24 protein-coding genes are annotated in these 26,450 nt (G+C 71.1%); 1 reads left to right on the top strand and 23 read right to left on the bottom strand.

What is annotated here, in order from left to right; genetic code table 11:
• Positions 1 to 68: 68 nt before the first annotated feature.
• The 23 genes from ACS5NL_RS14595 to ACS5NL_RS14485 form a co-directional block, all read right to left on the bottom strand.
• Complete coding sequence (locus ACS5NL_RS14595; protein ID WP_439354595.1) at positions 69 to 1,526, bottom strand: nickel-dependent hydrogenase large subunit; 1,458 nt, start codon at positions 1,524 to 1,526, stop codon at positions 69 to 71.
• A complete protein-coding gene (locus ACS5NL_RS14590) occupies positions 1,523 to 2,518 on the bottom strand; it encodes an NADH-quinone oxidoreductase subunit B family protein (RefSeq protein ID WP_439354594.1) in 996 nt (331 codons plus the stop codon). The genes ACS5NL_RS14595 and ACS5NL_RS14590 overlap by 4 nt, the downstream gene beginning before the upstream one ends.
• Positions 2,515 to 3,975 (bottom strand): sigma-54-dependent transcriptional regulator, encoded by a 1,461-nt coding sequence (locus tag ACS5NL_RS14585; protein ID WP_439354592.1) that lies wholly within the window; start codon positions 3,973 to 3,975, stop codon positions 2,515 to 2,517. Before ACS5NL_RS14585 ends, ACS5NL_RS14590 begins: the two co-directional genes overlap by 4 nt.
• Positions 3,976 to 3,982: 7 nt before the next feature.
• A complete protein-coding gene (locus tag ACS5NL_RS14580) occupies positions 3,983 to 5,785 on the bottom strand; it encodes an enoyl-CoA hydratase-related protein (protein WP_439354591.1) in 1,803 nt (600 codons plus the stop codon).
• Positions 5,786 to 5,790: 5 nt separating this feature from the next.
• Positions 5,791 to 6,315 (bottom strand): hypothetical protein, encoded by a 525-nt coding sequence (locus ACS5NL_RS14575; RefSeq protein WP_439354589.1) that lies wholly within the window; start codon positions 6,313 to 6,315, stop codon positions 5,791 to 5,793.
• A gap of 17 nt (positions 6,316 to 6,332) precedes the next feature.
• The gene (gene hypE / locus ACS5NL_RS14570; RefSeq protein ID WP_439354587.1) at positions 6,333 to 7,445 is read right to left on the bottom strand and encodes a hydrogenase expression/formation protein HypE; all 1,113 of its coding nucleotides are present in this window, start codon (positions 7,443 to 7,445) and stop codon (positions 6,333 to 6,335) included.
• Positions 7,442 to 8,614, bottom strand: coding sequence for a hydrogenase formation protein HypD (gene hypD / locus ACS5NL_RS14565; protein ID WP_439354585.1), 1,173 nt, complete (start codon positions 8,612 to 8,614; stop codon positions 7,442 to 7,444). Before hypD ends, hypE begins: the two co-directional genes overlap by 4 nt.
• Positions 8,611 to 8,850 (bottom strand): HypC/HybG/HupF family hydrogenase formation chaperone, encoded by a 240-nt coding sequence (locus tag ACS5NL_RS14560; RefSeq protein ID WP_291104025.1) that lies wholly within the window; start codon positions 8,848 to 8,850, stop codon positions 8,611 to 8,613. The genes hypD and ACS5NL_RS14560 overlap by 4 nt, the downstream gene beginning before the upstream one ends.
• Positions 8,841 to 9,977 (bottom strand): Kae1-like domain-containing protein, encoded by a 1,137-nt coding sequence (locus ACS5NL_RS14555; protein ID WP_439354583.1) that lies wholly within the window; start codon positions 9,975 to 9,977, stop codon positions 8,841 to 8,843. Before ACS5NL_RS14555 ends, ACS5NL_RS14560 begins: the two co-directional genes overlap by 10 nt.
• Positions 9,978 to 9,990: 13 nt before the next feature.
• Positions 9,991 to 10,974, bottom strand: coding sequence for a hydrogenase nickel incorporation protein HypB (gene hypB, locus ACS5NL_RS14550; RefSeq protein ID WP_439354582.1), 984 nt, complete (start codon positions 10,972 to 10,974; stop codon positions 9,991 to 9,993).
• Between the two features lie 20 nt (positions 10,975 to 10,994).
• On the bottom strand, positions 10,995 to 11,342 hold the full coding sequence (locus ACS5NL_RS14545) for a hydrogenase maturation nickel metallochaperone HypA/HybF (protein ID WP_439354580.1): 348 nt from the start codon (positions 11,340 to 11,342) through the stop codon (positions 10,995 to 10,997).
• Positions 11,335 to 12,474, bottom strand: coding sequence for a hypothetical protein (locus tag ACS5NL_RS14540; protein ID WP_439354578.1), 1,140 nt, complete (start codon positions 12,472 to 12,474; stop codon positions 11,335 to 11,337). Before ACS5NL_RS14540 ends, ACS5NL_RS14545 begins: the two co-directional genes overlap by 8 nt.
• A complete protein-coding gene (gene hybE / locus ACS5NL_RS14535; RefSeq protein WP_439354576.1) occupies positions 12,474 to 12,971 on the bottom strand; it encodes a [NiFe]-hydrogenase assembly chaperone HybE in 498 nt (165 codons plus the stop codon). The genes ACS5NL_RS14540 and hybE overlap by 1 nt, the downstream gene beginning before the upstream one ends.
• Position 12,972: 1 nt before the next feature.
• Positions 12,973 to 13,167, bottom strand: a complete 195-nt coding sequence (locus tag ACS5NL_RS14530) for a rubredoxin (protein ID WP_439354734.1) — start codon at positions 13,165 to 13,167, stop codon at positions 12,973 to 12,975.
• 125 nt (positions 13,168 to 13,292) lie between these two features.
• Positions 13,293 to 14,156, bottom strand: coding sequence for a hydrogenase expression/formation protein (locus tag ACS5NL_RS14525; protein WP_439354574.1), 864 nt, complete (start codon positions 14,154 to 14,156; stop codon positions 13,293 to 13,295).
• 44 nt (positions 14,157 to 14,200) lie between these two features.
• Positions 14,201 to 14,656, bottom strand: a complete 456-nt coding sequence (locus ACS5NL_RS14520; protein ID WP_439354573.1) for a thioredoxin domain-containing protein — start codon at positions 14,654 to 14,656, stop codon at positions 14,201 to 14,203.
• A 16-nt stretch (positions 14,657 to 14,672) separates the two neighbouring features.
• Entirely contained in the window at positions 14,673 to 14,975 is a 303-nt protein-coding gene (locus ACS5NL_RS14515) for a HypC/HybG/HupF family hydrogenase formation chaperone (protein ID WP_439354572.1), read from the bottom strand.
• A 1-nt stretch (position 14,976) separates the two neighbouring features.
• Positions 14,977 to 15,642: a HyaD/HybD family hydrogenase maturation endopeptidase gene (locus ACS5NL_RS14510; RefSeq protein ID WP_439354571.1), complete on the bottom strand. Its 666-nt coding sequence runs from the start codon at positions 15,640 to 15,642 to the stop codon at positions 14,977 to 14,979.
• Between the two features lie 22 nt (positions 15,643 to 15,664).
• Positions 15,665 to 16,003, bottom strand: coding sequence for a HigA family addiction module antitoxin (locus ACS5NL_RS14505; RefSeq protein ID WP_439354570.1), 339 nt, complete (start codon positions 16,001 to 16,003; stop codon positions 15,665 to 15,667).
• A 4-nt stretch (positions 16,004 to 16,007) separates the two neighbouring features.
• Positions 16,008 to 16,754, bottom strand: coding sequence for a Ni/Fe-hydrogenase, b-type cytochrome subunit (cybH, locus tag ACS5NL_RS14500; protein WP_439354569.1), 747 nt, complete (start codon positions 16,752 to 16,754; stop codon positions 16,008 to 16,010).
• Positions 16,755 to 16,785: 31 nt separating this feature from the next.
• Positions 16,786 to 17,388 (bottom strand): HupE/UreJ family protein, encoded by a 603-nt coding sequence (locus ACS5NL_RS14495; RefSeq protein WP_439354568.1) that lies wholly within the window; start codon positions 17,386 to 17,388, stop codon positions 16,786 to 16,788.
• A 44-nt stretch (positions 17,389 to 17,432) separates the two neighbouring features.
• The gene (locus tag ACS5NL_RS14490; protein WP_439354567.1) at positions 17,433 to 19,292 is read right to left on the bottom strand and encodes a nickel-dependent hydrogenase large subunit; all 1,860 of its coding nucleotides are present in this window, start codon (positions 19,290 to 19,292) and stop codon (positions 17,433 to 17,435) included.
• 20 nt (positions 19,293 to 19,312) lie between these two features.
• A complete protein-coding gene (locus tag ACS5NL_RS14485) occupies positions 19,313 to 20,407 on the bottom strand; it encodes a hydrogenase small subunit (protein ID WP_439354566.1) in 1,095 nt (364 codons plus the stop codon).
• A 531-nt stretch (positions 20,408 to 20,938) separates the two neighbouring features.
• Between ACS5NL_RS14485 and ACS5NL_RS14480 the strand changes: the two genes are divergently transcribed.
• Complete coding sequence (locus ACS5NL_RS14480) at positions 20,939 to 26,449, top strand: O-linked N-acetylglucosamine transferase, SPINDLY family protein (RefSeq protein ID WP_439354565.1); 5,511 nt, start codon at positions 20,939 to 20,941, stop codon at positions 26,447 to 26,449.
• Position 26,450 lies beyond the last annotated feature (1 nt).

The raw sequence follows: 26,450 nt of genomic DNA, 5'->3' as shown, positions 1-26,450 counted from the left end.
CCCTGCCCAGCACCGAAGGTGCGCCAGAGCGGGGGGAAGCCGCGCAGCGGCGCAGGGGGGTGTCCATCTCAATGCACCGTACACACCATGCAGGGATCGAAGGAGCGCACGATGTGCTGCACCGCCACCGGGTTCTTCTCACCCTCGCGCACCGGCGCGCCCGCCAGCGCCTGCTCCAGCGCACCGGGCGTGCCCTGCGCGTCGCGCGGCGAGAAGTTCCAGCTGGTCGGCGCGACGATCTGGTAGTTGGCGATGCGGCCATCCCGCACCACCAGCCAGTGGCCCAGCGCGCCGCGCGCCGCTTCCGACAGGCCCACGCCGTGCCCTTCGTCGGGCAAGGCCGTCGGCACGCAGAAGGCCTCGGTCGGACGCAGCGACTGCAGCCAGTCTTCCATCATCGGCACCACCCGGGCCAGCTCGACCACCCGGGCCAGCACGCGCGTGAACACCGTGCCGCCGTGGCGCGCCACCGCGTCGCGCACCAGCGGGTGGGCGCTGGCGAGCTGGCGCGCGATGGCCCCGGTCTCGACCACTTCGCCGCCCAGCCGCGGCGCCTTGTTCCAGGTGTAGGCCCCGGCCTTGTCGGGCTCGGGCCGGGTCACGCCATGCAGCGGGTGCAGCGGCGCGCGCGCCTGCGCCAGCCAGGCGTGGGTGGCGTCCTCGGTGATCGCGCGGGCGTCCAGCGGGTCCAGCCGCCGCGCGTCGCCGCGCCACAGGCCCTGGGCGAGCGCGAGCCCGCCGTCCGGTTGCGCATAGGCGCCATAGCTCAGGTAACGGCCCGGCCCCGGGCCGAGTGTCTGCAGCGACAGGTCCTGCACGGCGGTGAGGAAAAACCGCAGGTCGCCGGCCAGCGGGTCCTGCGCGTGCCAGTCCCAGAGCGCGTCCTCGCTGGCCAGTCCGACGAACTGTTCCAGCGGCGCGGCCAGCAGCTGGCGCTCCAGGAAGCCGCGGAACTCGCGCACCTTGCTCAGCAGGCGCACCCGCTCGGCGGCGTCGATCGGTCGCGTGGAACCACCGGGCTCGACCGACTGCGTGTGCGGCCACTTGCCGCCCAGCGTGCCCAGCAGCGTGAGCCAGCGCTGGCGTGCCGCCGTGGCCCCGCGCACCTGCTCGCCCCGGTCGGGCGCGAAGCGGCGCAGCGCCTCGGCGTGCCAGGGCCGGTCGGCATAGACCGGCCGCGCGAAGTCGGGCATGAAGAACAGGTAGAAGTGCGTCAGGTGGTCGGCCAGGTTCTCGGTCGCCAGGATCAGGTTGGTCGCGTGCTGCCCGTTGGGCGGCATGGCGATGCCGCCCAGGTCGGCCAGCGCCCGCGCCGCCGCGACCGACTGCGAGACCGAACAGATGCCGCAGATGCGCGGCACGTAGACCAGCGCGTCGTGCGGCGCCTTGCCCTGCAGGATCTGTTCGAAGCCGCGGTACATGGTGGCGTTGACCTGGGCCGAGGCGACGCGGTCGCCGTCGATCTCCAGCGAGACCTCGAGGTCGCCTTCGACGCGGTTGAACGGACCGACGAGCAGGCGACTCATTTCAGGCGGGTCTTTCTCACCGCGGGCTTCACCACGAGGTGGTCCGCCACCGCGTTGTGCTTCACCCGCCTGGGCGTGGCGCTCTTGGACAGCGAGGCCAGCGCGACGAACCAGGCCTTGGGCATGTCGGTCGGCAGGCCGACCGGAATGCCGGCGATCTTGGGCGTCTGGTGGAAGGGGTGGCCGGGCTCCTGGAAGCCCGGCTCGGTGCAGGCGATGCAGGCGTAGCCGCCGCGCGTGCAGCTGCCCTCGCCGTTCCAGGGCCGGATGTTGCAGTCGGCGTGCACCTGGGTGCCCTTGCAGCCCATGTGCTCCATCATGCAGCCCAGGTCGGAAGGCTTCTCGGCGCTGGCCTTGAACTCGTAGTACTCGTTGCGCGTGCAGCCGTGGTGCACCAGCTGGTCGGCGTAGAAGCGCGGGCGGGCCAGCGGGTCCAGGTCGTCTTCGGTGAAGGCCTCGGCGGCCAGCGCCATCAGCGTGTCGATCACCCAGCTCGGGTGCGTCGGACAGCCGGCGACGTTGATCACCGGCAGGCCGCTGCCGCTGCGGAAGTCGGCGCCGAGCAGGCCGCCCGGGCGGTCGTCCTCGTACTGCAGGCCGCAGGCGTCGGTGGGGTTGTCGCCGCCCGCGGTGATGCCGCCCCAGGCGGCACAGCTGCCCACCGCCACCACATGCTGCGCCTTCGCGGCGAGTTCGCGCACCCAGTGGATCATGGGCAGACCGGTGCCGGCCAGCATGTGGAAGCGCCCGGTGCCGTTGGGGCCACGCAGCAGCGAGCCTTCGACGCACAGCGCGTCCAGCCGCGTGCCGCCATCGATCACCGATCGCAGCAACGCCAGCACCTCGTCGCCACTGGCCAGCGAGAGCGAGGGATGCCACAGCAGCTGGATGCCGGCGTCGCGCAGATGGCCCTGGAAATCGGTGGTGTCGGCGCACAGCAGCGACATGCTGCAGCCACCACAGCCCCCGCTCTGAACCCACAGGACGTTCATGGCGTGTCCAGTCCGAAACGTTGCATCTTGGCCCGCAGGCCGACGCGAGAAAGGCCCAGCTCGGCGGCGGCGCGGGTCTTGTTCCAGCGGTGCCGCAGCAGGGTCTCGCGCAGCAGCATCGCTTCGATCACGTCCAGCCGGTCGGTCAGGGTGCCGGTGCTGGGAATCGCGGCGGCCAGGCCGTCGCCTCCCCCGGCGGCACGGCCCTGCAGCACGCGCGGCGAAAACGCGGCGGGCGGCAGCTCGGTGCCCTCGTGCAGCGCCATCGCGCGCGCGATCTCGTTGCGCAGTTCGCGGATGTTGCCCGGCCAGGGATAGGCCAGCAGGCAGGCCAGCGTGTCGCCCGGCAGCGTGGCGCCCGGATGGCCCAGCTCGCCCGCAACGTCCAGCGCGATCTGGCGCGCGATGGGCGCGATGTCGGCGATCCGGTCGCGCAGCGGCGGCACGGTGATCGACACCCCGGCCAGGCGGTAGAACAGGTCTTCGCGGAACAGGCCTTCGCGCACCCGCTGCTCCAGGTTGCGGTGGGTGGCCGCGATGATGCGCACGTCCACCGGGATCGGCCGCGGCGCGCCCACAGGCCGCACCTCGCCCTCCTGCAGCACGCGCAGCAGCTTGACCTGGAAGGCCGGCGAGGTCTCGCCGATCTCGTCGAGGAACACGGTGCCGCCGCTGGCGCGCTGGAACAGGCCGGGGTGGTCGTCGAAGGCGCCGGTGAAGGCGCCGCGCTTGTGGCCGAACAGCTCCGACTCCAGCAGGGTGTCGGGAATCGCGGCGCAGTTCTCGACCACGAAGGGGCCGGTCTGGCGCGGCGAGGCGTAGTGGATGGCACGCGCCAGCAGCTCCTTGCCGGTGCCCGACTCACCCAGCACCAGCACCGGGATGTCGTAGCGCGCCACGCGCTCGGCCATCGAGCACACCAGGTCGATCGGGCTGCCCGGCGCGCGCACGATGCGGTCGAAATCGAAGTGGCTGCGCGCCTGCGCCATCTGCTGCGCGGTGCGCTGGCGCAGCACGCGGGTGCTGGTGCGCAGCTCCAGGTCGAGCCGGCTGGTCTGGCGCTGCAGCACCTGGGCCTCGACCGCGTTGCGCACCGAATCGAGCAGGTGGTCGGGCGACCAGGGCTTGAGGATGTACTGGTAGATGCCGGCCTCATTGATGCCGGCGATGATGTCCTCGCCGTCGGTGTAGCCGGAGATCACGATGCGCACGGTCTCGGGCCAGCGCTCGCGCACCTCCTTGAGGAAGTTGACGCCGGTCACGCCCGGCATGCGCTGGTCACACAGGATCACGCTCACCGGCTGGCGCTCCAGCAGGCCACGCGCCTCGTCGGCGCTGCTGGCGGTGAAGACCGTGAAGTCTTCGTCCAGCGTGCGCCGCATCGCGTCCTGCGAGCGCACCTCGTCGTCGACCACCAGCACGGTGGGCAGAGGGTCGTGGAGCGGAGGCAGTGTCACGGGACGCTCAGCGGTGGATGGCAAGGTGGCGTGGCGTCCAGGCGTGCGGCAGCTTGTGCACGAAGTGGTGCCGGGCCACGTGGTAGCTGGGATCGAAGCCGTAGAAGTTGCGGTGCATGCGCGCCAGTTCCTGTTCGCGGTAGCGGGCCAGCGGGCAGTGCGCCTCGTCGGCGGCGCGCCGGGCCTGTTTGGCCGCCAGCTGTTCGCTCCGATTGTAGGAGCCGGCCAGCGCCAGCGCACGCGCCAGAACCCTCGCTTCCAGCCCCTCGCGCGGCCCGTCGTCGCAGGCATCGACCAGGCCCATGCGCTGCGCCTCGGCGGCCAGCAGCGGCAGGCGGCCGGCCATCAGGTCGCGCGCACCGGCCTCGCCCAGGCGGCGCGGCAGGAGGTAGGTCCAGTACTCCGAGCCATAGAGGTTGCCCATGTTCTTGTAGTGCGGGTTGAGCACCACGCTCCCGTGCGCCCAGACCTGGTCGGCCGCCAGCGCGAGGAACACCCCGCCCGCACCTGCGTTGCCGCGCATCACGCTCACCGTCAGCCGGTCGGTCATCTCCAGCACCGCCAGCGCCACGTCGTCCATGGCCTGGATGTTGCGCCACGATGCGTCGGCCGCGCTGTCGCCGGGGCGGTGCGCCGCGGCCTCGATGCTGTTGAGGTCGATGCCGTTGCTGAAGAAGCCTTCGCCGCCGCTCAGCAGCAGCACCTGCACCGGCCGCTCGCGCACCTGCCGCAACGCCGCGTGCAGACGCTCGCAACGGTCGGTGCTCATGGCGCCGTTGCAGAAGTCGAAGCTCAGGCAGCCGACCCGCGCACCCTCCGGGCCGTGTTCGGTGTAGCGCAGCTCGCCCCACTCGCCATCGGGCCGCATCAGCGGCACCGGCCGTTGCGGCAGCGCCGCCGCCTGCGGCGCGAACAGTTCGGCCGCGGCCTGCTTGAAGTGCCCCTGGCCCGGTGCCGTGCCCGGCGGATCGGCGAGACGGGCCTGACCGATCCACACGCCGCCGTCGACGGTGCGGCGCAGCAGCGCGCCATCGCGCACCGCCAGCAGCCCGCCCGGCGCGCGGTCGGCGAATTCGACCACGGCCTCGGCGCTGGCCTCGTGGGCATCGCCGAGGTAACAGGCCTGGCCCCAGAGCGCGTCCAGCACACCCGGCTGGCCGTCGGCGCAGCGCAGCCGGGCCAGCACGGTCGCGGTGCCGTCGCGCGACCAGTCGATCGCGCGGTCGGCCTGCTTCATCAACGGTTTCCAGCCAAGCCCCGACGCTCCGCCGCTGCGCGGGTCGCTGCCCCAGGACAGGGAAGGGCCCTGGTCCTTGCCGGATCCGGGGGCTGATTCGCCCTGGAGCGGCCCGGCGGCAAACCGCTCCACCGCCGCCAGCGTGGCCTCCAGCGCGGCCCGGGTGACCTCGCGGCGGTACAGGCTGCCTTTGGTGGCGGGCCGCATCACAAAGCCGGCGTGGGCCCAGACCGGGCCGGCGTCGAATTCGCCGTCGGCCTGCAGCACCGTGACGCCCCACCGCGCCTCGCGGTCGCGCACCGCCCAGTCCAGCGCACTCGGCCCCTGGTCGCCCGGCGGGCCCGGGTGGACCACGAAACAGGGCACGCGCTGCCAGACCGAGGCCGGGATGCGGCGCTTGAGGAACGGTGCGAGCACGAGATCCGGCTGCGCCAGCGCCACCGCTTCTTCGGTCACGCTGTCGGCGATGTCCAGCTCGACGCTGATCGTGTGGCCGCGCGCGCGCAGCTCCGCGAACAGCCGCTGGCTGAGGCTGTTGAAACTGTGGCAGAGCAGCAGGATGCGCAGTGACATGGGCATCAGGGCGCGATGCGCAGCTCCTGCACCTCGCGCTCGGCCTGCTTGCGTCCCATGTAGATCGCCAGCTTGGCCTGGATGCCGTCGAGCGCCGCCAGGTACTGGGCGATCGAACGGGCGGCCAGCAGGCTCTGCGCCACGGTGACGGTGTCGGGCCCGAAATGCTGGACCAGGCGCTGCATCGCCAGCCGCTGCGCGGCGAGCAGCCGGCGGTCTTCCTCGGACGGCGGCGCGGCCGGGGCCGGCGGGGGAGCCGGCGGTGGCGGCGCCACCACCGGGGCCGGTGCCCCCACGGCCGGACGCGGCTCGGGCGCTGCCGCGGCCTCGACGCCCTCGATCAGGCGCAGCGCCAGCAAGGTGTCGATGTGGGACACGATGTCGGGCACGCCCTGCGCCGCCAGCGTGTTCACGCTGTCGTTGCCATTGACCATGATGAGCACCCGCCGCGTGGTGGGCGACAGGCCGGCGCGGCGCGCGCTGATTTCTTCCTTGCCGGTTGTGGTCTTGCGGTACACCGGTGACGCCATGAGCTTCTCCCCGTGAATCAGCAGATGCGTGGCAGCTGTTCCCCGCTGAGCCAGTCGACCACGCGGCGTCCGCCGAAGCGCGTGGCCATCTGCACGAAGTGGTGCGGGTCGGTGGTGACCTCGCCGATGCGCGCCGCGTCCTGTCCCAGGGGGTGGGCCAGCATCGCGGCCAGCACCGCGTCGGCCGCCTCGGGCGCCACCACCGCGATCAGCTTGCCTTCGTTGGCGACGTAGAGCGGGTCCAGGCCGAGCAGCTCGCAGGCCGCGTCCACCTGCGGTTTGACGGGGATCGCGGCCTCCTGCAGCAGCATGCCCACGCCGGACTGGCGCGCGACCTCGTTGAGCGTCGTGGCCAGGCCGCCACGCGTGGGGTCGCGCAGCACGCGCACCGCGCCCGGCGCGGCCGCCAGCATGGCCGCCACCAGGGTGTGCAGCGCGGCGGTGTCGCTCTGAATGGTGGTCTCGAAGGCCAGCGACTCGCGCTGCGAGAGCACGGCCACGCCGTGGTCGCCGATGCTGCCCGAGACCAGCACCACGTCGCCCGGCCGCGCGTGGCGGCCGCTGATGGACACGCCCGGCGGCAGCACGCCGACGCCGGTGGTGCTGATGAACACGCCGTCGCCCTTGCCCTGCTCCACCACCTTGGTGTCGCCGGTCACGACCGGCACGCCGGCCTCGCGCGCCGCCGCGGCCATGGACTGCACGATGCGCTGCAGATCGATCAGCGGAAAGCCTTCTTCGATGATGAAGCTCGCGCTCAGGTACAGCGGCTTCGCGCCCGACATCGCGACGTCGTTGACCGTGCCGTGCACCGAGAGGCAGCCGATGTCGCCACCGGGAAAGAACAGCGGTGAGATCACGTGGCCGTCGGTCGCCATCACGAGGCGTCCTTCGGCCGGATCGAAGGCCGGCAGCGCCAGCACCGCGCCGTCGTCGCCCTGGCGCAGGAAGTCGTTGTCGAAGGCCGCCAGGAACAGCTCCTCGATCAGCTGCGCCGCGGCCTTGCCGCCCGCGCCGTGACTCATGTCGATGCGGCCGTGTTTGATGTCGAGCGGGCGGATGTAGTTCTTCTTCACGGGCTTGGGTGCGGGCGCCTCGCCGGCGCCGCTCTGGTCGTGTTCGGTTCTCATGGCGTGGCCTCCTCGGCCACCGGTGCGGCGGGTGCGGGCACGATGGGAATGTCGCGGAAGCGGCCGTAGGTGTAGTGCGCGGCGCAGGCGCCCTCGCTGGACACCATGCAGGAGCCGACCGGGTTCTCTGGCGTGCAGACGGTGCCGAAGATCTTGCAGTCGGTCGGCTTCTTCACGCCGCGCAGGATGGCGCCGCACTCGCAGGCCTTGTTGTCGGGCACGGTCTTGTAGTTCAGGTCGAATCGGCGCTCGGCGTCGAAGCCGGCGAAGGCCTCGCGGATCTTGAGCGCGCTGTAGGGCACCTCGCCCAGGCCGCGCCACTCGAAGCTGGGCCGCAGCTCGAACACCTCGGACACCAGGGCCTGGGCCTTGAGGTTGCCCTCGGGCGTGACGGCGCGGGTGAACTCGTTCTCCACATGGGCACGGCCCTCGTTGACCTGGCGCACCAGCATCAGGATGGCCTGCATCACGTCCAGCGGCTCGAAGCCGGCGATCACCACCGGCTTGCGGTACTCCTCGGCGAAGTGGTCGTAGGGCGCGGAGCCGATCACGATGCTGACGTGCGCCGGGCCGATGAAGCCGTCGATCGGCACGGTGCCGAACTGGCGCACCTCGGGCGATTCGAGGATGTGGGTGATGGCCGACGGCGTGAGCACGTGGCAGCACAGCACGCTGAAGTTGGCCAGGCCCTCGCGCGCCGCGTCGCGGATGGCGAGCGCCGTGGGCGGCGTGGTGGTTTCGAAGCCGATGGCGAAGAACACCACCTCGCGCTGCGGGTTCGCGCGCGCGATGGCCATGGCGTCGGCGGCCGAATAGACCATGCGGATGTCGCCGCCGCGCGCCTTGGCCTTGATCAGCGAGAGGCTGTCCGACGCCGGCACGCGCATGGTGTCGCCGTAGGTGCAGACAATGGCGTCCCGCTCCAGCGCAAGGCGGATCGCCAGGTCGATGCGGCCGATGGGCAGCACGCAGACCGGGCAGCCGGGGCCGTGGACCATGCGCACGTTGGGCGGCAGCAGCTCCAGCACGCCGTAGCGGCTGATGGCGTGGGTGTGGCCGCCGCAGAACTCCATGAAGCTGTAGGAGCGCTCCGGGCGGGCCTCGGCGGCAATGCGGGCGCCGATCTGGCGGGCCAGGTCACCGTCGCGGAATTCGTCGATGTATTTCATGGCTGGACCTCCGCGCCGGCAACCGCCTGCATCTCTGCGAACAAGGCCAGCGTCCTCGCCGCCTCTTCCGGGTCGATCACACCGATGGCGTGGCCCACGTGCACGATCACGTAGTCGCCCACCTGCACACCCTCCACCAGCGCGATGGAAATTTCCTTGCGGATGCCGCCGAGGTTGACCACGGCCTGGTCGTGGGGGCGCAGCTCCACGAGTTGGGCGGGAATGGCTAGGCACATGAGAGAGTCTCCTCAACGGATGGTTGTTGTGATGGGGCGAGCGTCTGCGCCGCGACCCAGGCCTGGCCGATCGCCAGGCCGGCGTCGCCGCAGCCCTTGGCTCCGGTCTGGACCACCGTCAGCCGGGCCGACGTCAGCCGCTGTTCGACGCGCTCGCGCAGGATGCGGTTGAAGAAGCAGCCGCCGCCCAGCGCGGCGGTGCGGGTGCCGCGCGCGTGGGCGGCGGCGATCAGCGCGTCGGCCAGTGCGTCGGCCATGGCCAGGTGGAAGCCGGCGGCGGCCGCGTCGGCGTCGGGCGCGTCGAATAGCTGCGCCAGCACCGGCCGCAGGTCGATCACGCCGTCGGCGCCGACCACGGCACCGGGCAGGGGCGTCAGGGTGGCATGTCGGGTCCACGCGCGCGTGGCCGCCTGCTCCAGTGCGATGGCGGCCTGGGCTTCGTCGCGTTGGTGCAGACACAGGCCCAGCGCCCCCGCGGCGGCGTCGAACCAGCGGCCGGCGCTGCTGGTGGCCGGGCAGTTCAGGTTTTTGTCGAGCATCTGGCGCACGCCGACCGCCACCGCCTCACCCACCGCCGGCCCGAAGCGCGAAACGATCTGGTCGCCCTGGCCCAGGGCGTGCAGCGCGCTCGCCGCCATGCGCCAGGGTTCGCGGGCCGCGCGGTCGCCGCCCGGCAGGGCCAGCGGCCGCAGGTGACCCAGGCGCTCCCAGCGTGCGCCGTCCAGCCACAGCAGTTCGCCGCCCCAGGGCGTGCCATCGGTGCCCAGGCCCACGCCATCCAGCGCGAGCCCGACCACCGGACCATCGATGCCGTGTTCGGCCACCACGGCCGCCAGGTGCGCGTGGTGGTGCTGCACGCCGACCGCGGGCACACCCAGGGCCTCGGCGGTGGCGATGGCCAGCTGCGTGCTGAAGAAGTCCGGGTGCAGGTCGTGCGCGATGGCCCGCACCGGCGCACCCGCGGCCACCGCCTGCCGCAGCAGCGCCTGCACCGATTGCTCCAGCGCCTCGCAGGCGGCCGGGTCGCTCAGGTCGCCATGCACCGGCGACCAGTGCGGCTGACCGCGCAGCACCAGGCAGGCCGCGTTCTTGAGCCAGGCGCCGACGGCAAGGACGGTGGTGGACATGGCGCCGGAGCCGTCAGGCGGCCGATTCGGTGGACAGCGCGGCCTTCGCCTTCGCCAGTTCCGCTTCAAGCTGCTGCACGCGCGCGCGCAGCGCCGCTTCTTCGGACACCGGCGCGTCGTGATGGTGGTGGTGCGCGCCCATCGCGTGGTCCAGCCAGTGCAGCCAGGCGTCCATGCCCTCGCCGGTGGTGGCCGAGAGCTGGAGGATCTCGATGGCGGGGTTCACGCGGCGCGCGAGCTCGATGCAGCGGGCGACGTCGAACTTCACGTGCGGCAGCAGGTCGACCTTGTTGAGGATCATCAGCTGCGAGGCCGCGAACATGTCGGGGTACTTCAGCGGCTTGTCCTCGCCCTCGGTCACCGAGAGGATCGCCACCTTGGCCGCTTCGCCCAGGTCCCACACCGCCGGGCAGACCAGGTTGCCGACGTTCTCGATGAACAGCAGGTCGCGCGAACCGTGGTCGTGGTGATGGTGGTGTCCGTGCGCATGGTCGTGGTGGTCATGCGAATGCAGCTGCGCGAACGCCTCGGCCACCATGGGCGCGTCGAGGTGGCAGCCCTTGCCGGTGTTGACCTGGATCGCGGGCGCACCGGTGGCGCGGATGCGGTCGGCGTCGAAGCTGGTCTGCTGGTCGCCCTCGATCACGGCGACGTGCAGGCCCGGGTCGCGCGCCTTCAGCGCCTCGATGGTCGCGCACAGCAGCGTGGTCTTGCCCGAGCCGGGGCTGGAGACGAAGTTCAGCGCGGTCACGCCGTGCGACTCGAAATGCGCGCGGTTCTGCTGGGCCACGCGGTTGTTGGCGCCGAGGATGTCGCTCTCCAGCTTGATCGCGCGCTCCTGGCTCATGCCCGGCACCGACACCCGGGCCGAGCCGGCGCCGAAATGCAGGTCGCCGTTGGCCGGGTTGACCTTCACCACGCCGGCCTCGCCGGTCTGGGCCTGCGCGTGGCGGGCATGGGCCGGACTGTTGTCACTGCATCCGCAAACGACACACATGTTCTGTCTCCTGGTTGGGTTCAATCATCACTCACGCGCATGTCCACCACGCGCAATTCCAGCCCGCCGGTCGGCTGCAGCTGATAGCCGCCACAGGACGGGCAGGCGTCGCCGCGCTGGACGATCGCCACGGTCTGTCCGCAGCCCATGCACCAGGCCTGTCCGGGCGGTTCGTCGACCTCGATCTGCGCGCCGTCGAGCAGCGTGCCGGGCGCCAGGCTCTCCAGCGCGAACCGCAGGGCGCGCACGTCCACGCCCGCGAGCTGTCCGGCCTCCAGACGCAATTCGAGCAGGCGCGAAAAACCTTCGCGCCGGGCGGTGTCTTCGACCAGTTGCAGCACGCCACCGGCGAGGCTGGCTTCATGCATGGCTCACCTCTTCGGTCTGGTCCTGCGCCGCGCCGATGTGGAACGGCACGCAGGGGTCGAACGCCACCATGAGCAGGGCCAGCTGACGGTGCAGCAGCGCCTCGGGCACGCCGGTGTCCAGCGCGGCGATGCGCTGCGCCACGGCGCCCTGCGGGTGGAAGTTCCATTCGGTCGGCGCCAGCACGCGGCAGGACCGGACCTTGGCGGTCGCGCCGTGACCGTCGATCGCCACCCGGTGCACCAGCAGACCGCGCGCCATCTCGACCCAGGCCAGGCCCTGGCCGTCGGACAGGCGCAGGGCGCCGTGCGCCAGCCAGCCGGCGCGCTCCTGCGGTGCGGGCAGGCACAGACGCGCCAGCTCGGCCAGCCGGCAACCCAGCATCGCCCAGGGTGTCAGCGGCAGGCCATCGTCGGCGCCGTGCAGGCGCGACCAGGTGCCGGTGTGCGCGCAGGCGCCGTGCCACAAGGGCTGCATCGCGAAACCCGGCGTCTGTGCCAGCGCGTCGGCCAGGCCCTGCTGACCCGCTTCATCGGTATGCGCGCGCAGTGCGTGGTCCATGTCCAGCGCCGGGCCGGTGTCGGCCTCGCGCGCGGCGCGCAGCAGGGTCGGCAGCCAGCCGGTGTGGCGCCGGCTCCAGTCGATCAGCCAGTCGGCGCCACAGGCCTGCCAGGCGCGCAGCCAGGTCGCGGCCGGCATCTGCAGCCACTCGGATTCGAACCAGGCCAGCGATGGCGCCCAGTCGGGTTCCGCCGCGGCGTTCGCCGGCCGGAGCAAGGGACTGGTCTGCAGCGAGGCCAGCGCGGCCGGCACCGGCGCACCGGCCAGCAGGCGCGGCCAGTCCAGGCCGATGCGGCGCACATGCTCCTGTGCGGTTTCCAGCCGCAGGCGCCGGGCGACATCGGTCGGTGCCGCCACCGCCCCCGGCGCCGCCGCCGAGACCGCGAGCTGGGCGCACAGCCGGTGCGCGTGGCTGCACAGGCTGAACAGGCTGGCCAGCAGACCGGGCAAGGCGGTCGCCGCCTGGCCTTGCGCCAGCCGCGACGCCCAGTCGCGGCGCTCGCTGTGCAGCGCGCCGGGCACCGGCACGCCGGGGCGCACGCGCAGGCTGCCCGCCATGTCGTCGGCGCGCATCACGGCGTGGCTCCCGGCCCGGCGCGGCGGGCCATGAAGAAGGCGCGGCGCGCGGGCACCGGCTCTGGCGCCACCGCCTTGGCAGGCTCGGGGCGCACCAGCGCGAGCGAGGCCAGCGCGGTCTCCACCGCCTGCGCCTGCGTCGCGAACCCTTCCATCGGCGAGAACAGCGCGCAGGTCTCGTGGTAGCCCACGGCGTCGTCGTGCGCACCGATGAACTCGAAGCCCTCGCTGCCGAAATCGCGCACGAACTTGCGCGCGACCCGGTTGCCGTGCGGCTGCAGCGCCAGCGGCAGGCGCACCAGGCTCATGAACCAGGGCGTGATCAGCACGCCCTCGGCCACCGGCTCCTGTTCCGGCGCCTCTTCGGGCACCTCGGCCCGGCGAAACCCCACGGCCTCGACCGACAGCGCCGGGTTGAGGATGGGAATGCCCTGCATGCGCTCGGTCTGCACGCGGCGGTAGAAGTCGACCAGGGCAGTGACGCGCTGTTCCATCTCAGTCATCCGTCAACAGGAGGAACTGTTCGGCATCGCAGTCGCAGTTCGGGCAGCGCCAGTGCGGCGGCAGGTCGGCGAACGGCGTGCCGGCCGGGATCTGCCACTGCGGATCGCCCAGTGCCGGGTCGTAGACCCACCAGCAGATCTTGCACTCCAGGCGCGAGCCAGGCTTGAGCGCCGCCCGGTTGCCCAGGTAGCTGCCCTCGAAGCCTTCGAAGCCGCCACTCTTTGCGCTCGTCCGATCCGGCGCCGGGCCGCCCCAAGCCGGATCAGCCCCCTCGGGGGGCAGTGACCCGCCCAGCGGTGGAACGTGGGGGTTCATGCCTGCTCCAGGTAGCCCAGCACGTCGTTCAGGCGCTCGTGCGAGTCGCGCAGGTCTTCGGGCGCGGCCATCGCGACCTCGGGCATGTCGACCACCTCGACCGTGTTCAGGATCACCGTGTCCATCGAGTTGTAGTACACGACGCGCCAGCAGTTGGGCAGCAGGGTGTTGGAGATGCGGCAGTTGCCGTAGCCGCGCGAGAGCAGCAGCACACGGCCGGTGCCCAGCTGGTGGTCCAGGAAGCCGATGTCCTCGGGCGTGACCGGCAGCAGCGTGAGGTTGATGACGTGCGGCGCCTGGCCCGTCTGCCAGCGCGCGATCTGGTCGCGCACTTCCTCGACCAGCATCGGGGCGTTCTGCACGTTCGGCGGCAGCGGCCCGCGCCAGGGCTTGTAGATGCTCTCGGAGTCTTCCTCGGCCACGGTGCGCAGCAGCGCGGGCACCGGTCCGACCTCGATCACGTCGTCCACCAGCGTGCCTTCCTTGAGGGTCATCAGGCGCCAGACGCCGGCGAACACCGACTCCTGCACGCGGACCTCCAGGCTGGCGCCTTCGTCGCGCACGATGGCGCTGGCTTCGCCCTCACCCATCACCTGGTTGATCAGCGCCAGGTCTTCGGCGGCGAGGTCGCGCAGGCTGACCTGGCCACCGGCCTGACCGTCCGCGGCCACATCCAGCAGCGCCAGCACCTGGCACAGCGCATCGCGCGCCGCGGCGCGGCCGGCGATCTCCTCGGGCTCGGGCAGCATCGGCGCGCGGTAGGTGTCCATGTCCTTGGGCATGGGCAGGTAGTCGAGGGTCTCTTCTTCGGTCTGCGAACCCGGACCGAGGGCGACGACGGGAATGGGGAAGGCTTTCATGGGGTGTTCCTTGGGTGTCTGTGCGGGCGGAGCGGTCGTTGCGTTCAGTGGCAGGCGCTGTCGCTGCCGGCGCCCTGGATCACGACGGGAATGCCGACGGTGGGCGGACGCGAAGGCGGCATGGCGAGCGCGGCGGCGACGCCATTGAGATAGATGTCCCAGTCCTGCATGCCGGCGATCGCGGTCACGTACTGTCCGTCGCGGAAGAACAGCAGCGAGGGCCAGCGCTGCGAGCCGTAGCGGCGGGCCACGGCGTCTTCGCTGTCGCGCGGCACCACGGCCACGGTGAAGCGCTCCGGAAAGGCCTTCATCAGCTCGGGCAGCACGGCCGCCACGTCCACGCCTTCGGGAAAGCGCACCGGGTCGCCGGCCAGCAGCACGACGCGGTCGCCGCCGCCGGCGGTCCAGTCGGCGACGGTCTGTTCGTCGACCCAGGTGGCGCCGAACTCGCGGGCCAGTCGCTGGATCAGGGGGGCATGGGCTTCTTCGATGTCGATCATGTTGTCTCCAGTGGAATCATTGGCCCGTCAGGGCACGCATCTGTTCGGGGCTCATCTGCGAGGGCAGCGCGAAGTCGACGTCGTCCGGCAGGGCCGTGCCCTGCATGGCGCCGAGCACCAGGTCGAGTGCCGCGTCGACTTCGAGCGCACGTTCGGCGTCGATCTGTTCGCGGGCATCGTCGAGGAACACCAGCAGCCAGTCGCCGACCGCCACCTGGCCGACCAGGGCGGTGTTCACGCGCCGGCGCTCGCCCCGGCCTTCGCACAGCGCGAAGCGTCCGTCGGTCTCGACCACCTGCATGGGAATGCCGATGCACATGTCAGAGTTCCTTGGGCAGGAAACGGTCGTCGCCGATCCGGCAGGCCTCTTCGGCCGCGGGGCGCTGCGCTTCGTAGGCGGTCAGGGCCAGCTCGTCGAGCGTCACGGCCTCGCGCGGTGCCAGCGGCGCCTGGCGCAGCTGCGGCCGGGCACCCCAGCGTTCCAGCTCGGCCACGCCCAGGGTGATCGCCTCTTCCATCGCCGCCTTGACCACCGGCCGCAGGCTGCCGCCGTAGTCCTCCAGCTCCTGCGGCTGGCAGCCCACCAGCAGCACGCGCCGCGGGTACTTCTCGGTCAGCTGCGCCAGCGAGAGCACTTCCTGGAAGCCGGTCTGGTGCAGGCTCATCTTCTTGGCGCCCATGAAGCGGGGCACGGCGTCGTCGCGCACCTGCTTGAGCGTGCCCGGTTCGAGGCCGTAGTCGATGGCGTCGAAGATCAGCAGCGCATCGGCTTCCTGCACGTGCTGGATCAGGTACAGGCCCTGGGTGCCGCCGTCGATCAGCGACACGTGGTCGGCGAATTCGTAGCGGCGCTGCAGCGCCTCGATGCAACGCACGCCGAAGCCTTCGTCGGCCCACAGCAGGTTGCCAATGCCCAGCACGACGATGTGCTGCGGCAGGGTGTCACCATCCGGGTGACAAGCGGTTTCGGACGGATGTGCGCTCATGGCGGGAAGTCCCGTGCAGAAGTCAGTGGTGGGAGGGAGAAGAGACGGCCGCGCTGTCCCGGGCACACAGCCGCTTCCAGGCGTGGAAGCTGTCCCAGGCGGCCTGCTGCGTCAGCCAGAAGCCGGCATCGATGCCGAACTGGCGCGCGCAACGCAGAGCGGTGTCGGGCGACATCGCGCGCTGGCCGTGCACGAGCTCGTGCAGGCGGCGGCGCGAGAGGCCCAGCAGCCGGGCCGCTTCGCTCTGGTTGAGCGAGAGCGGCGCCAGACAGGTGCGCGCCAGCAGCCGCCCCGGGTGCATGGGCTCGCGCACCGGCACACCACGGGGAGGAATCGACCAGCTGACGGCGACCTTTTTCACAGGATCAGTCCTTGAAGGTGCGGCGACCGGAGATCATGGTCGAGACGATGGACTGGCGGCCCATGATGTCTTCGCGCAGCGCGGCATAGATGTGCAGCGTGATGAACATGATCATGGCCCACATGCCCATGTGGTGCCAGGTGTGCACGTCCTGGCTCTGGCCGAACAGCGGGATCACCCAGCCGAACAGCTTGTCCTGCCACGAACCGACGCCGGCGCCTTCGCTGTAGAGCGCGAAGCCGGTGACGATCATGAAGATCATCAGCACCAGGAAGCCCGAGAACATCGCCAGACGGGCCAGCGGGTTGTGGCCCACATAGCGACCCGGCCGCGGGATCAGGAAGGCGTACCACTTGAACATGGTCAGCACCTCGCCCCAGTAGGCCTTCTGGAACAGCGGCACCCAGAACAGCTCGCGCGCATGGTGGTTGCCGACGATCGCCCAGTAGGCGCGGCCGAGCAGGCCGATCGCCAGGATGTAGCCGGCCGTGAAATGGGCGAAACGGATGTAGCCCATCAGGTAGTTCGCGCTGGCCTCGCCGGGCATGGTCGGCAGGGGACTGCCGATGAAGTAGCCCGAGAGGCACAGCACGGTGATCGCCGCCACGTTGATCCAGTGCCAGACGCGCACGGGCGCTTCGTAGACGTAGACCGACTTGGTGCTCTGGCCGTGCGAGACGGCGCCTTCGTCGATGCCGGTGACATCGGCCAGGCGCTGCTGCGCCAGCTCTTGTGCAGACAGGGAGGACATGGTGATCTCCTGTGGCGTGGGGGTGGGACCGTCAGGCGGCCAGCTGGCCGAACAGGTACAGGCCCGCGCCGCCCAGCAGCGCGCCCAGGCCGCCCAGGGCGGCACCGCTGCGCTGGGCCAGCCAGCGGCGGATCGCCAGGCAGGCGCCCACGCCGCCGGCGTGCATCAGCGCGGTGGTGGCCAGGAAGCCGATCGCGTAGCCGGCGAAGCCGGTGGCCGGGGTTTCCGCGCCATGGGCCAGACCGTGCAGCGAGGCTGCGGCGGCGACCAGACCCAGACCGAGCGACGCCGGCATCGGGCGGCGGGCCAGCACCAGCATGGCGCCGAACAGCACCACCGACAGCGCCACGCCCTGCTCCAGGAACGGCAGCGTCACGCCGGCCGCGCCGAGCGCGGCGCTGGCCACCAGCGCGGCCAGGAAGGTGGCCGGACCTTGCCAGGCCTTGCCTTGCGGCAGGGCCGAGACCGACCAGACACCGACGGCCACCATGGCCATCAGGTGGTCCAGCCCGAAGGGATGGGCCAGGCCCTCCACCAGGCTGGTCGCACCGTGGCCCGGGTGGGCCTGCGCGGCGCCGGCCAGGCCGGCCAGCAGCGCGGCCGCGGCCACGCGGCGGATGTTTTTTTCTTGCATGTGTTTCTCCTCGTCCGTTGTGGGGTGGGGTGGGCTGTGAAGGTTCAGCGCACCGTGACGCGGGCCATTTCCTGACCCTCTTCGCTCATCACGTGGGTGGAGCAGGCCAGGCAGGGGTCGAAGCTGTGCAGGGTGCGCAGGATTTCCAGCGGCTGCTCAGGGTTGACCATCGGGGTGTTCATCAGCGAGGCCTCGAAGGCACCGATCTGGCCCTTGGCGTCGCGCGGCGAACCGTTCCAGGTCGTGGGCACCACGCACTGGTAGTTCTCGATCTTGCCGTCCTTGATCTTGATCCAGTGGCCCAGCATGCCGCGCGGTGCGGCGACCGTGCCCACGCCCTTGGCTTCCTTGGGCCAGGTGGCGGGATCCCATTTCTCGGTGTTGGCGGTCGAGGTGTCGCCGGCCTTGATGTTGCCGATCAATTGCTTGAAGTCGTCCATCATCATTTCGGCGGCGTACTGGCTCTCCAGGGCGCGGGCCAGCGTGCGGCCGATGGTGCTGGGCAGCATCTGCTTGAGCGTGTAGCTGGTTTCCGGCAGGCCCAGGGCCTTGGGGATGGCGCTGTTGATGGCCACGGCCGCGCCGTCCAGCTGCTCCTTGACGCGCTGGCAGTGCTTGTTGCCCTTGAGCGCGTGGGCATAGCCCAGGATGTAGCGCGAGAGCGGGCCGACCTCGACCGCGTGGCCGCGCCAGCGCGGCGACTTGATCCAGGAGTACTTGGCCGACTCGTCGAGCTGCTCGATGTTGGTCCGCGTGCCCTTGAAGTTCGGGCCTTCGGGCTTGTAGTTCGGCTCGGTGATGCCGTCCCAGGGGTGCAGGCCCTTGGCGTCGTTGCCGTAGGTGTACCAGCTGTGGGTCACGAACTCCTGCACCTGCTCGGGGTCGCGCGGGTCGATCGGCTCGATCTTGTCCCAGTTGCCGCCGAGGATGACGCCGCCGGGCAGCTGCTGCGTGCTGTGGTCGTAGGGCACCTTTTCGTAGGTGCCGTAGTCGGCCACGTTGGTGGCCGAGAGGCCGCCGCCGTAGAGCCAGCCAGCCTGCTTGTAGATGGTGCCGATGGCCAGCACGTCCGGGATGTAGACGTTGTTGTTGAACTCGATCATTTCCTTGATGCGGGCTTCAACAAAGTTCAGGCGCTCCATGTTGATGGGCGCACCGGCGGCGCCGACGCCGTCGAGGTTGATCGCGCAGGGCACGCCGCCGACCATGTAGTTCGGGTGCGGGTTCTTGCCGCCGAAGATGGTGTGCACCTTGACCCATTCCTTCTGCAGGTCCAGGGCCTCCAGGTAGTGGGTCACGGCCATCAGGTTGGCTTCGGGCGGCAGCACATAGGCCTTGGAGCCCCAGTAGCCGTTGGAGAACGGGCCCAGCTGGCCGGACTCGACGAACTTCTTGAGGCGGTTCTGCACGTCGCGGAAGTAGCCTGGGCTCGACAGCGGGTGGGCCGGCGAGACCAGCTGCTGCAGCTCGGAGGTCTTCTTCGGGTCGGCCTTGAGGGCGGACACCACGTCGACCCAGTCCAGCGCGTGCAGGTGGTAGAAGTGCACCGCGTGGTCGTGGACCTGCAGCGTCTTGGCCATCATCTCGCGGATCAGGTGGGCGTTCAGCGGGATCTTGATGCCCAGGGCATCTTCCACCGCACGCACCGAGGTCAGCGCGTGGCAGCCGGTGCAGACGCCGCAGATGCGTTCCACGAAGGCCCAGGCGTCGCGCGGATCGCGGCCCTTGAGGATCACCTCGAGACCGCGCCACATCGTGCCGGTCGAGACCGCGTTGCGGATCACGTTGTTGCTGTCGAGGTTGACCTCGCAGCGCATGTGGCCCTCGATGCGGCACACCGGATCGACCACCACACGGCGGCCGGAGTTGTCGAGCTTGAAGCCCTGTGTTTCGTAAGCACCCATGGTCTTGTCCTTCTTCTGCTTCAGGCGTTGTGAGACGAGTCGGCTTTGGCCTTGTCGCGCGAGGTGTCGCGCACCCGCTTGGCCACCGAGATGGCGGCGTGGGCGGCGACCGCGGCCCCGACCACACCGGCGGCCTTGCCACCGATCTGGTCGGCATTGCCTTCGATGCCGAACTGGTGGATCGTGGTCAGGCGGTCGTAGAACGAGCCCTTGTCCCAGAAGCCGTCTTCCGAGCAGCCGATGCAGCCGTGGCCGGCCTTGATCGGGAAGCTGGTGCCCTCGTTCCACATGACGGTCGAGCAGGCGTTGTAGGTGGTCGGGCCCTTGCAGCCGACCTTGTAGAGGCAGTAGCCCTTGCGCGCGGACTCGTCGTCCCAGGCTTCGACGAACTGGCCGGCGTCGAAGTGCGGGCGGCGGTAGCACTTGTCGTGGATGCGCTGGCTGTAGAACATCTTCGGGCGGCCCTGGCGGTCCAGCTCGGGGATCTTGTCAAACGTCAGCATGTAGGTGATCACGCCGGTCATCACTTCGGGGATCGGCGGGCAGCCGGGCACCTTGATGATGGGCTTGTCGGTGATGACCTTGTGGATCGGGGTGGCCTGGGTCGGGTTGGGCTTGGCGGCCTGCACGCAGCCCCAGCTGGCGCAGGAACCCCAGGCGATCACGGCCTTGCAGTCCTTGGCCACGCGCTTGAGCTTGTCCAGGAAGGGTTTGCCGCCCTGGATGCAGAACATGCCGTCTTCGTTCAGCGGCGGGTTGCCTTCGACGGCGAGGATGTACTGACCCTTGTACTTGGTCATGATCTCTTCGAGGATGGCCTCGGCCTGGTGGCCGGCGGCGGCCATCAGGGTGTCGTCGTAGTCCAGCGAGATCATCGACAGCACGACATCCTTGGCCAGCGGGTGGGCCGAACGGATGAAGGATTCGGTGCAGCAGGTGCATTCCAGACCGTGCAGCCAGAGCACCGGCGTGCGCGGCTTGTTTTCCATCGCGTGGGCGATCTGGGGCACAAAGGACGGCGCCAATCCCAACGAGGTGGCGGTGAGCGAGCAGTACTTCATGAAACTGCGGCGCGAAATGCCTTTGCGGCGCATGACCTCGTAGAAGGTTTCCATCTTTTGGTGTCTCCGTAGACTGGTGTGGGGCAGAACCGGGCCCGGCCGCAAACGCGAAGGAATGGGCAGGTGTGTGACCATTTGCAATACGCGGGCCATCGCGCGACCACCAAGGGAAACCACCAAGACGCGCTTGCAAGTCCTTGTCAGGAAACAGATTTTTTCGATGAAATGAGAGGCCTCACGACCCTCCCCTGTTCGGGGTAGAAATTGATCTTCCAGTTTTCATAACAAACCGGAAGAATTTCTTTCACTGCCTGATCGGCACCATCCCGGTCGTCAGGGCAAAAAAAAGCCGACCCAAGAGGGTCGGCTGGATGGTTCGGAGCATCTCTTGGGACGCTGTGAGATTGTTCTGATAGGACTGGGTTGTCTCCTCGGTCCCCCGCGGTCGCGGCGTCTGGCGCCGTTTGCGAGTGACAGCAATGTAACGGCCCGCACCAGACTTGGGCATCGGTGCTTTCCCTTGGGTCGGCCCGGCCGGCGCGACCGCCCGGCGGTTCGCCGACAATCCCAGCTCCCCGCCCGCCCATGAACGACGACCCCACCTCCCGATCCGGCCCCCCGGTCCGCATCATCACCGGACAGCTGCGCCCGCCGGTGCGCCGGCAGGCTCCGCAGGACGGCCCGGTGATTTCGGCCGCCCAGGGCACGTTCAACGGCCGGATCGCCCTGCCCGCGAGCTTCGCCAGCCGCCTGACCAAAGCGGAGGCCCTGCTCGACGCCCGCGACTTCGCCGCCGCCGAACAGGCGCTGGACGCACTGGCGGCCGAAGACCCGGCGTCGGTCGAGCTGCGGCACGTGCGCGGCAAGCTGCTGTTCCACCGCCAGCAGTGGCGCGAGGCCGAGGCGCTGTGGGACGAACTGCGGCGGCTGCGCCCCGACGACGCCGACATCGCCCACGGCCACGCCGCCACCCTGGCGCGGCTGCGGCGCTTCCGCCAGGCGCGCGAGGCCCTGACCGCCGTGGTGCAGCGCTGGCCGGACTACCTGCTGGCGCGCCTGAACCTGGCCGGCATGCTGCGCCAGGAGTTCCGCCGCCCCCGCGAGGCGCTGGCGGTGCTCGAACCGGCGCTGGCGCAGCACGGCGGCAACGCCACGCTGCATTTCAATATGGGGCGCGCGCGCCAGGACCTGCTGGACACCGAAGGCGCGCTGGCCTCGTACCAGCAAGCGATCGACCTCGACCCGGGCCATATCAAGGCCCTCAGCGCCTACCCCTTCTGCACCCACTACCTGCCGCGGCCCGACCTGGACGCGCTGCGCGCCTGGACCGAGTCGCACGCCCGCGCGCTCAGGCGACCGCCCGCCCCCGCCCACCCGGCCACCCACACCCCCGGCGCGCGGCTGCGCGTGGGCCTGCTCTCGGGCGACCTGTCCGACCACCCGGTCGCCTACTTCCTGGAGTCGGCGCTGACCGCGCTGCAGCGGCGCGGGGTCGAACTGGTCGCCTATTCGACCGGCGACAAGGCCGACGCCACCACCCAGCGGCTGGCCAGGCTGTTCACCACCTGGCGCCCGGTCGCGGCCCTGTCCGAACCCGAACTGGCCCAGCGCATCGCCGACGATCGGCTGGACGTGCTGCTGGACCTCGCGGGCTTCACCAACCACCACCGGCTGGCCGCGCTGCTGATGAAGCCGGCGCCCGTCCAGCTGTCCTGGCTGGGCTATTTCGGCACCCAGGGCGTGCCCGAGATGGACGGCGTGATCGCCGACCCGCACTGCGTGCCGCCCGACGAACAGCGCTTCTTCACCGAGCGCGTGCTCTACCTGCCGCACACCCGGCTGTGCATGAGCCCGCCGGCCGGCGCGCCCGAGCCGGTCGCCGAACCGCCGCTGGCGACCGGTGCCGGCCTGCGTTTTGCCTGCCTGCAGAACCTCAACAAGATCAACGAGCGGGTGCTGGCCGCCTGGAAGCGCATCCTCGACGGCGCGCCCCACGCCACCCTGCTGATCCAGGGCCGCCAGTTGTCGCAGCCCGACGTGCGCGAGGCCTTCGAGGCCCGGCTGCAGGCCAGCGGCATCGCGCGCTCGCGCATCGAACTCGGCCAGCCCAGCGGCCGGGCCGAATACCTCGCGGCCTACGGCGGCGTCGACGTGCTGCTCGACACCTTCCCCTACCCCGGCGGCACCACCACCGCCGAGGCGATCTGGATGGGCGTGCCCACGCTCACCCTCGCGACACCGGGCATGCTCGGCCGCCAGGGCCAGGCGCTGCTACACAACGTCGGCCTGGGCGACTGGATCACCCACAGCGACGAGGCCTATGTGCAGCGCGCCATCTCGCTGGCCAACGACCGCGACGGCACCCTGGCCACGCTGCGCCGCCTGCGCGGCACGCTGCGCGAGAGCGCCCGCAGCAGTCCGCTGTTCGATGCCGAGACCTTCGCGCGCGACTTCGAGGTCCTGCTGCGCCGCGCCTGCACCGAGGGCGTGGCCGCCATCGCCGGCCAGATCCCGCCGGTCCACCCGCCCGTGCCCCGCACGGCGCCCGCCCCCGGCGGCAAGGCCGCGCGCGTCGCGCACTTCAACGCCCTGATGCAGGCCGGCGACCTGGCCGCGGCCGAACCGGTGCTGATGGAACTGCTGGCGCTGGACCCGGGCGTGCCGCCGTTGCGCCAGGCACTGGCCGCCCTGCGCGGCGGCCAGGGACGGCATGCCGAAGCCGAGGCGCTCTGGCGGGCGCTGGTGACGGAGCGGCCCGACGACCCGGGCTGCCTGCACGGCCACGCGCTGTCGCTGCTGGCCCTGCGCCGCCACGGCGAAGCCCGCGCGCTGCTGGAACGGCTGGTGGCCGGCTGGCCCGACTTCCTGGCCGCCCGGCTGCCGCTGGCCACCCTGCTGCAACACCACGACCACCAGCCGCAGTCGGCGCTGGCCCTGCTGACCCCGGCACTGCCCGCCCACCCGAGCCACGCCGCACTGCAGTTCGCCATCGGCCGCGCGCGCCACGACCTGCTCGACCCCGACGGCGCACTGGCCGCCTGCGAACGCGCCATCACGCTCGACCCGGCGTCGATCGAGGCCTACTGCACCTACGCCTTCTGCGCGCACCATGTGCCCGCGCCCGACCTCGGTGCGCTGCGCCAGTGGCTGCAGGACCACGCGCCCGCGCTGCCGCGCCCGGTGGCGCCGCTGGCCACGCCACGCCCAGTGAGCGGCGACCGGCCGCTGCGGGTCGGCCTGCTCTCGGGCGACTTCAAGGACCACCCGGTCACCTACTTCCTGGAGTCGGTGCTGGCCGCGCTGCCCCGGCAGGGCGTCGAGCTGTTCGCCTACGCGACCGGCAGCGACCACGACGCCGCCACCGCCCGCGTGCGCGCCCTGGTCGGCCACTGGTGCGACGCCGCGCCGCTGACCGACCTCGCGCTGGCGCGCCGCATCGCCGACGACCGGCTGGACGTGCTGCTGGACCTCGCCGGCTTCACGCAGCACAGCCGGCTGGGCGTGCTGCTGATGCGGCCGGCGCCGCGGCAGCTGTCCTGGCTGGGCTACTTCGGCACGCTGGGCGTCCCCGAGATCGACGGCGTGGTCGCCGACCCGCATTGCGTGCCAGCGCAGGAGCAGCACTTCTTCAGCGAGCGCGTCCTCCGCCTGCCACACACCCGGCTCTGCATGAGCCCGCCGGCGGGTGCGCCCGAGGTGTCGCCCGAACCGCCGCTGGCCACCGGAACCGGCCTGCGCTTCGCCTGCTTCCAGGACCTGCGCAAGATCAACGCGCGCGTGCTGGCGGCCTGGAAACGCATCCTCGACGGCGCGCCACACGCCACCCTGCTGCTGCGCGGCCGCCAGCTGGCGCAGCCCGAGGTGCGCGCGGTCTTCGAGGCGCGGATCAAGGACAGCGGCATCGACCTCGCGCGCGTCACGCTCGACCGCCCGCGCTCGCGCCCCCGCTACCTCGCCGGCCACGCCGAGGTCGACGTGCTGCTCGACACCTTCCCCTACCCCGGCGGCACCACCACCGCCGAGGCGGTCTGGATGGGCGTGCCCACGCTCACCCTCGCCACCCCTGGCATGCTCGGCCGCCAGGGCCAGGCCATGCTGCACCTGGTCGGCCTGGGCGACTGGATCACCCACAGCGACGACGCCTACGTGCAGCGCGCGGTCTCGCTGGCCAACGACCGCGACGGCACGCTGGCGTCGCTGCGGCAGCTGCGTCGCACGCTGCGCGAGACCGCGCGCGTGAGCCCGCTGTTCGACGCCGACGGCTTCGCGCGCGACTTCGCCGCCCTGCTGCGGCGCGAGTGCGGCGTGGGCGCGACCGAGAGCACGGTCGACGGCATCCGCCGCTTCAACCAGCTGGTCGCCGACGGCCAGATGGACGCGGCCGAACAGACCCTGCGCGGCCTGCTGGCGCGCGACCCCAAGGCCGGTGGCCTGCGCCAGGCCATGGCCGCCCTGCTCTACCACCGCGAACGCTGGAACGAAGCCGCACCGCTGCTGGCCGAGCTGGTGCGCGAGCAACCGGACGACGCGACCCAGCAGTACCGGCTGGGCGCCGTGCTGCGCCACCAGGAGAAGTTCGCCGAAGCGCGCACGGTGCTGGAGACCGTGGTGCGGCGCTGGCCCGGGCAGCTGCAGCCGCGCCTGACGCTGGCCAAGCTGCTGCAGCGCCCGTTCCAGCTGCCCCGGCAGGCGCTGGACGTGCTCACGCCCGCGCTCAACGAGCACGGCGGCTCGGCGCTGCTGCACAGCGAGATCGCGCTGATGCAGCAGGACCTGCTCGACACCGAAGGCGCACTCGCGTCCTACCAGCAGGCGATCGCGCGCGACCCGGCGCACATGACCTCGTTCGGCGCCCACGCCTTCTGCAGCCACTACCTGCCGGCGCCCGACCTGGACGCGCTGCGCGCCTGGCAGGCGGTGCACCAGAGCGGCCTGCGCCGCACAACGTTCACCCGCCCTGCCGCCGCGGCGCGCGCGCCCGGCGAGCACCTGCGCGTCGGCCTGGTCTCGGGCGACCTGCGCAACCACCCGGTCGCGTATTTCCTGGAATCGGTGATCGCGGCTCTGCACGCGCGCGGCGTGCAGCTCTTCGCCTACTCGGGCGACACGCGCCACGACGCGGTCAGCCAGCGGCTGCAGCAGCACACCCACACCTGGCGCAAGGCGCACGGCCTGAGCGACACCGCGCTGGCGCAGCGCATCGCCGACGACCGGCTCGACGTGCTGCTGGACCTCTCGGGCTTCACCAGCCACGGCCGGCCCGGTCTGCACCTGATGCGGCCGGCGCCGCTGCAACTGCAGTGGCTGGGCTACTTCGGCAGCCTGGGCCTGCCCGAGGTCGACGGCGTGATCGCCGACCCGCATTGCGTGCCCGAAGGGGAGCAGCGCTTCTTCAGCGAGCGCGTGTGGCGCATGCCGCACACCCGGCTGTGCATGACCGCACCGGCCGATGCGCCCGCGCCAGCCGCGGAGCCGCCGCTGTCCAAGGGCAGCGGCCTGCGCTTTGCGTGCCTGCAGGACCTCAACAAGATCAATGTGCGCGTGCTGGCCGCGTGGAAACGCATCCTCGACGGTGCGCCGCAGGCCACGCTGCTGATCCAGGGCCGGCAGCTGTCACAGCCCGAGGTGCGCGCGGTGTTCGAGGCGCGGCTGGACGCCAGCGGCATCGACCGCTCGCGCCTCACGCTGGGCCTGCCGCGCTCGCGCGCCGACTACCTCGCGGGCTACGCCGACATCGACGTGCTGCTCGACACCTTTCCCTACCCCGGTGGCACCACCACGGCCGAAGCGATCTGGATGGGCGTGCCCACGCTCACCCTCGCCACGCCCGGCATGCTCGGTCGCCAGGGACAGGCCATGCTGCACCAGGTCGGCTTGGACGACTGGGTCACCCACAGCGACGGCGCGTACGCCGAACGCGCGATCGCGCTGGCCAGCGACCGCGACGGCACGATCGCCACGCTGCGCCAGCTGCGGCGCACGCTGCGCGAGACCGCGCGCACCAGCCCGCTGTTCGACGCCGAGACCTTCGCGCGCGACTTCGAGGCCCTGCTGCGCCGCGCCTGCACCGAAAGCGTGTCGGCCCGGGCCGGGTAGC

Source organism: Hydrogenophaga sedimenti (assembly GCF_051857515.1).
Lineage (GTDB): Bacteria > Pseudomonadota > Gammaproteobacteria > Burkholderiales > Burkholderiaceae_C > Hydrogenophaga.
Note: the sequence above shows the minus strand (reverse complement) of the source record. Positions and strands in the feature narration are given on the sequence as shown.

Bases quoted from the DNA above. Each gene is read 5' to 3' on its own strand.
- ACS5NL_RS14595 (WP_439354595.1), bottom strand. From the start codon at position 1,526: ATGAGTCGCCTGCTCGTCGGTCCGTTCAACCGCGTCGAAGGCGACCTC.
- ACS5NL_RS14590 (WP_439354594.1), bottom strand. From the start codon at position 2,518: ATGAACGTCCTGTGGGTTCAGAGCGGGGGCTGTGGTGGCTGCAGCATG.
- ACS5NL_RS14580 (WP_439354591.1), bottom strand. From the start codon at position 5,785: ATGTCACTGCGCATCCTGCTGCTCTGCCACAGTTTCAACAGCCTCAGC.
- ACS5NL_RS14575 (WP_439354589.1), bottom strand. From the start codon at position 6,315: ATGGCGTCACCGGTGTACCGCAAGACCACAACCGGCAAGGAAGAAATC.
- hypE (WP_439354587.1), bottom strand. From the start codon at position 7,445: ATGAGAACCGAACACGACCAGAGCGGCGCCGGCGAGGCGCCCGCACCC.
- hypD (WP_439354585.1), bottom strand. From the start codon at position 8,614: ATGAAATACATCGACGAATTCCGCGACGGTGACCTGGCCCGCCAGATC.
- ACS5NL_RS14560 (WP_291104025.1), bottom strand. From the start codon at position 8,850: ATGTGCCTAGCCATTCCCGCCCAACTCGTGGAGCTGCGCCCCCACGAC.
- ACS5NL_RS14555 (WP_439354583.1), bottom strand. From the start codon at position 9,977: ATGTCCACCACCGTCCTTGCCGTCGGCGCCTGGCTCAAGAACGCGGCC.
- hypB (WP_439354582.1), bottom strand. From the start codon at position 10,974: ATGTGTGTCGTTTGCGGATGCAGTGACAACAGTCCGGCCCATGCCCGC.
- ACS5NL_RS14545 (WP_439354580.1), bottom strand. From the start codon at position 11,342: ATGCATGAAGCCAGCCTCGCCGGTGGCGTGCTGCAACTGGTCGAAGAC.
- ACS5NL_RS14540 (WP_439354578.1), bottom strand. From the start codon at position 12,474: ATGCGCGCCGACGACATGGCGGGCAGCCTGCGCGTGCGCCCCGGCGTG.
- hybE (WP_439354576.1), bottom strand. From the start codon at position 12,971: ATGGAACAGCGCGTCACTGCCCTGGTCGACTTCTACCGCCGCGTGCAG.
- ACS5NL_RS14525 (WP_439354574.1), bottom strand. From the start codon at position 14,156: ATGAAAGCCTTCCCCATTCCCGTCGTCGCCCTCGGTCCGGGTTCGCAG.
- ACS5NL_RS14520 (WP_439354573.1), bottom strand. From the start codon at position 14,656: ATGATCGACATCGAAGAAGCCCATGCCCCCCTGATCCAGCGACTGGCC.
- ACS5NL_RS14515 (WP_439354572.1), bottom strand. From the start codon at position 14,975: ATGTGCATCGGCATTCCCATGCAGGTGGTCGAGACCGACGGACGCTTC.
- ACS5NL_RS14510 (WP_439354571.1), bottom strand. From the start codon at position 15,642: ATGAGCGCACATCCGTCCGAAACCGCTTGTCACCCGGATGGTGACACC.
- cybH (WP_439354569.1), bottom strand. From the start codon at position 16,754: ATGTCCTCCCTGTCTGCACAAGAGCTGGCGCAGCAGCGCCTGGCCGAT.
- ACS5NL_RS14495 (WP_439354568.1), bottom strand. From the start codon at position 17,388: ATGCAAGAAAAAAACATCCGCCGCGTGGCCGCGGCCGCGCTGCTGGCC.
- ACS5NL_RS14490 (WP_439354567.1), bottom strand. From the start codon at position 19,292: ATGGGTGCTTACGAAACACAGGGCTTCAAGCTCGACAACTCCGGCCGC.
- ACS5NL_RS14485 (WP_439354566.1), bottom strand. From the start codon at position 20,407: ATGGAAACCTTCTACGAGGTCATGCGCCGCAAAGGCATTTCGCGCCGC.
- ACS5NL_RS14480 (WP_439354565.1), top strand. From the start codon at position 20,939: ATGAACGACGACCCCACCTCCCGATCCGGCCCCCCGGTCCGCATCATC.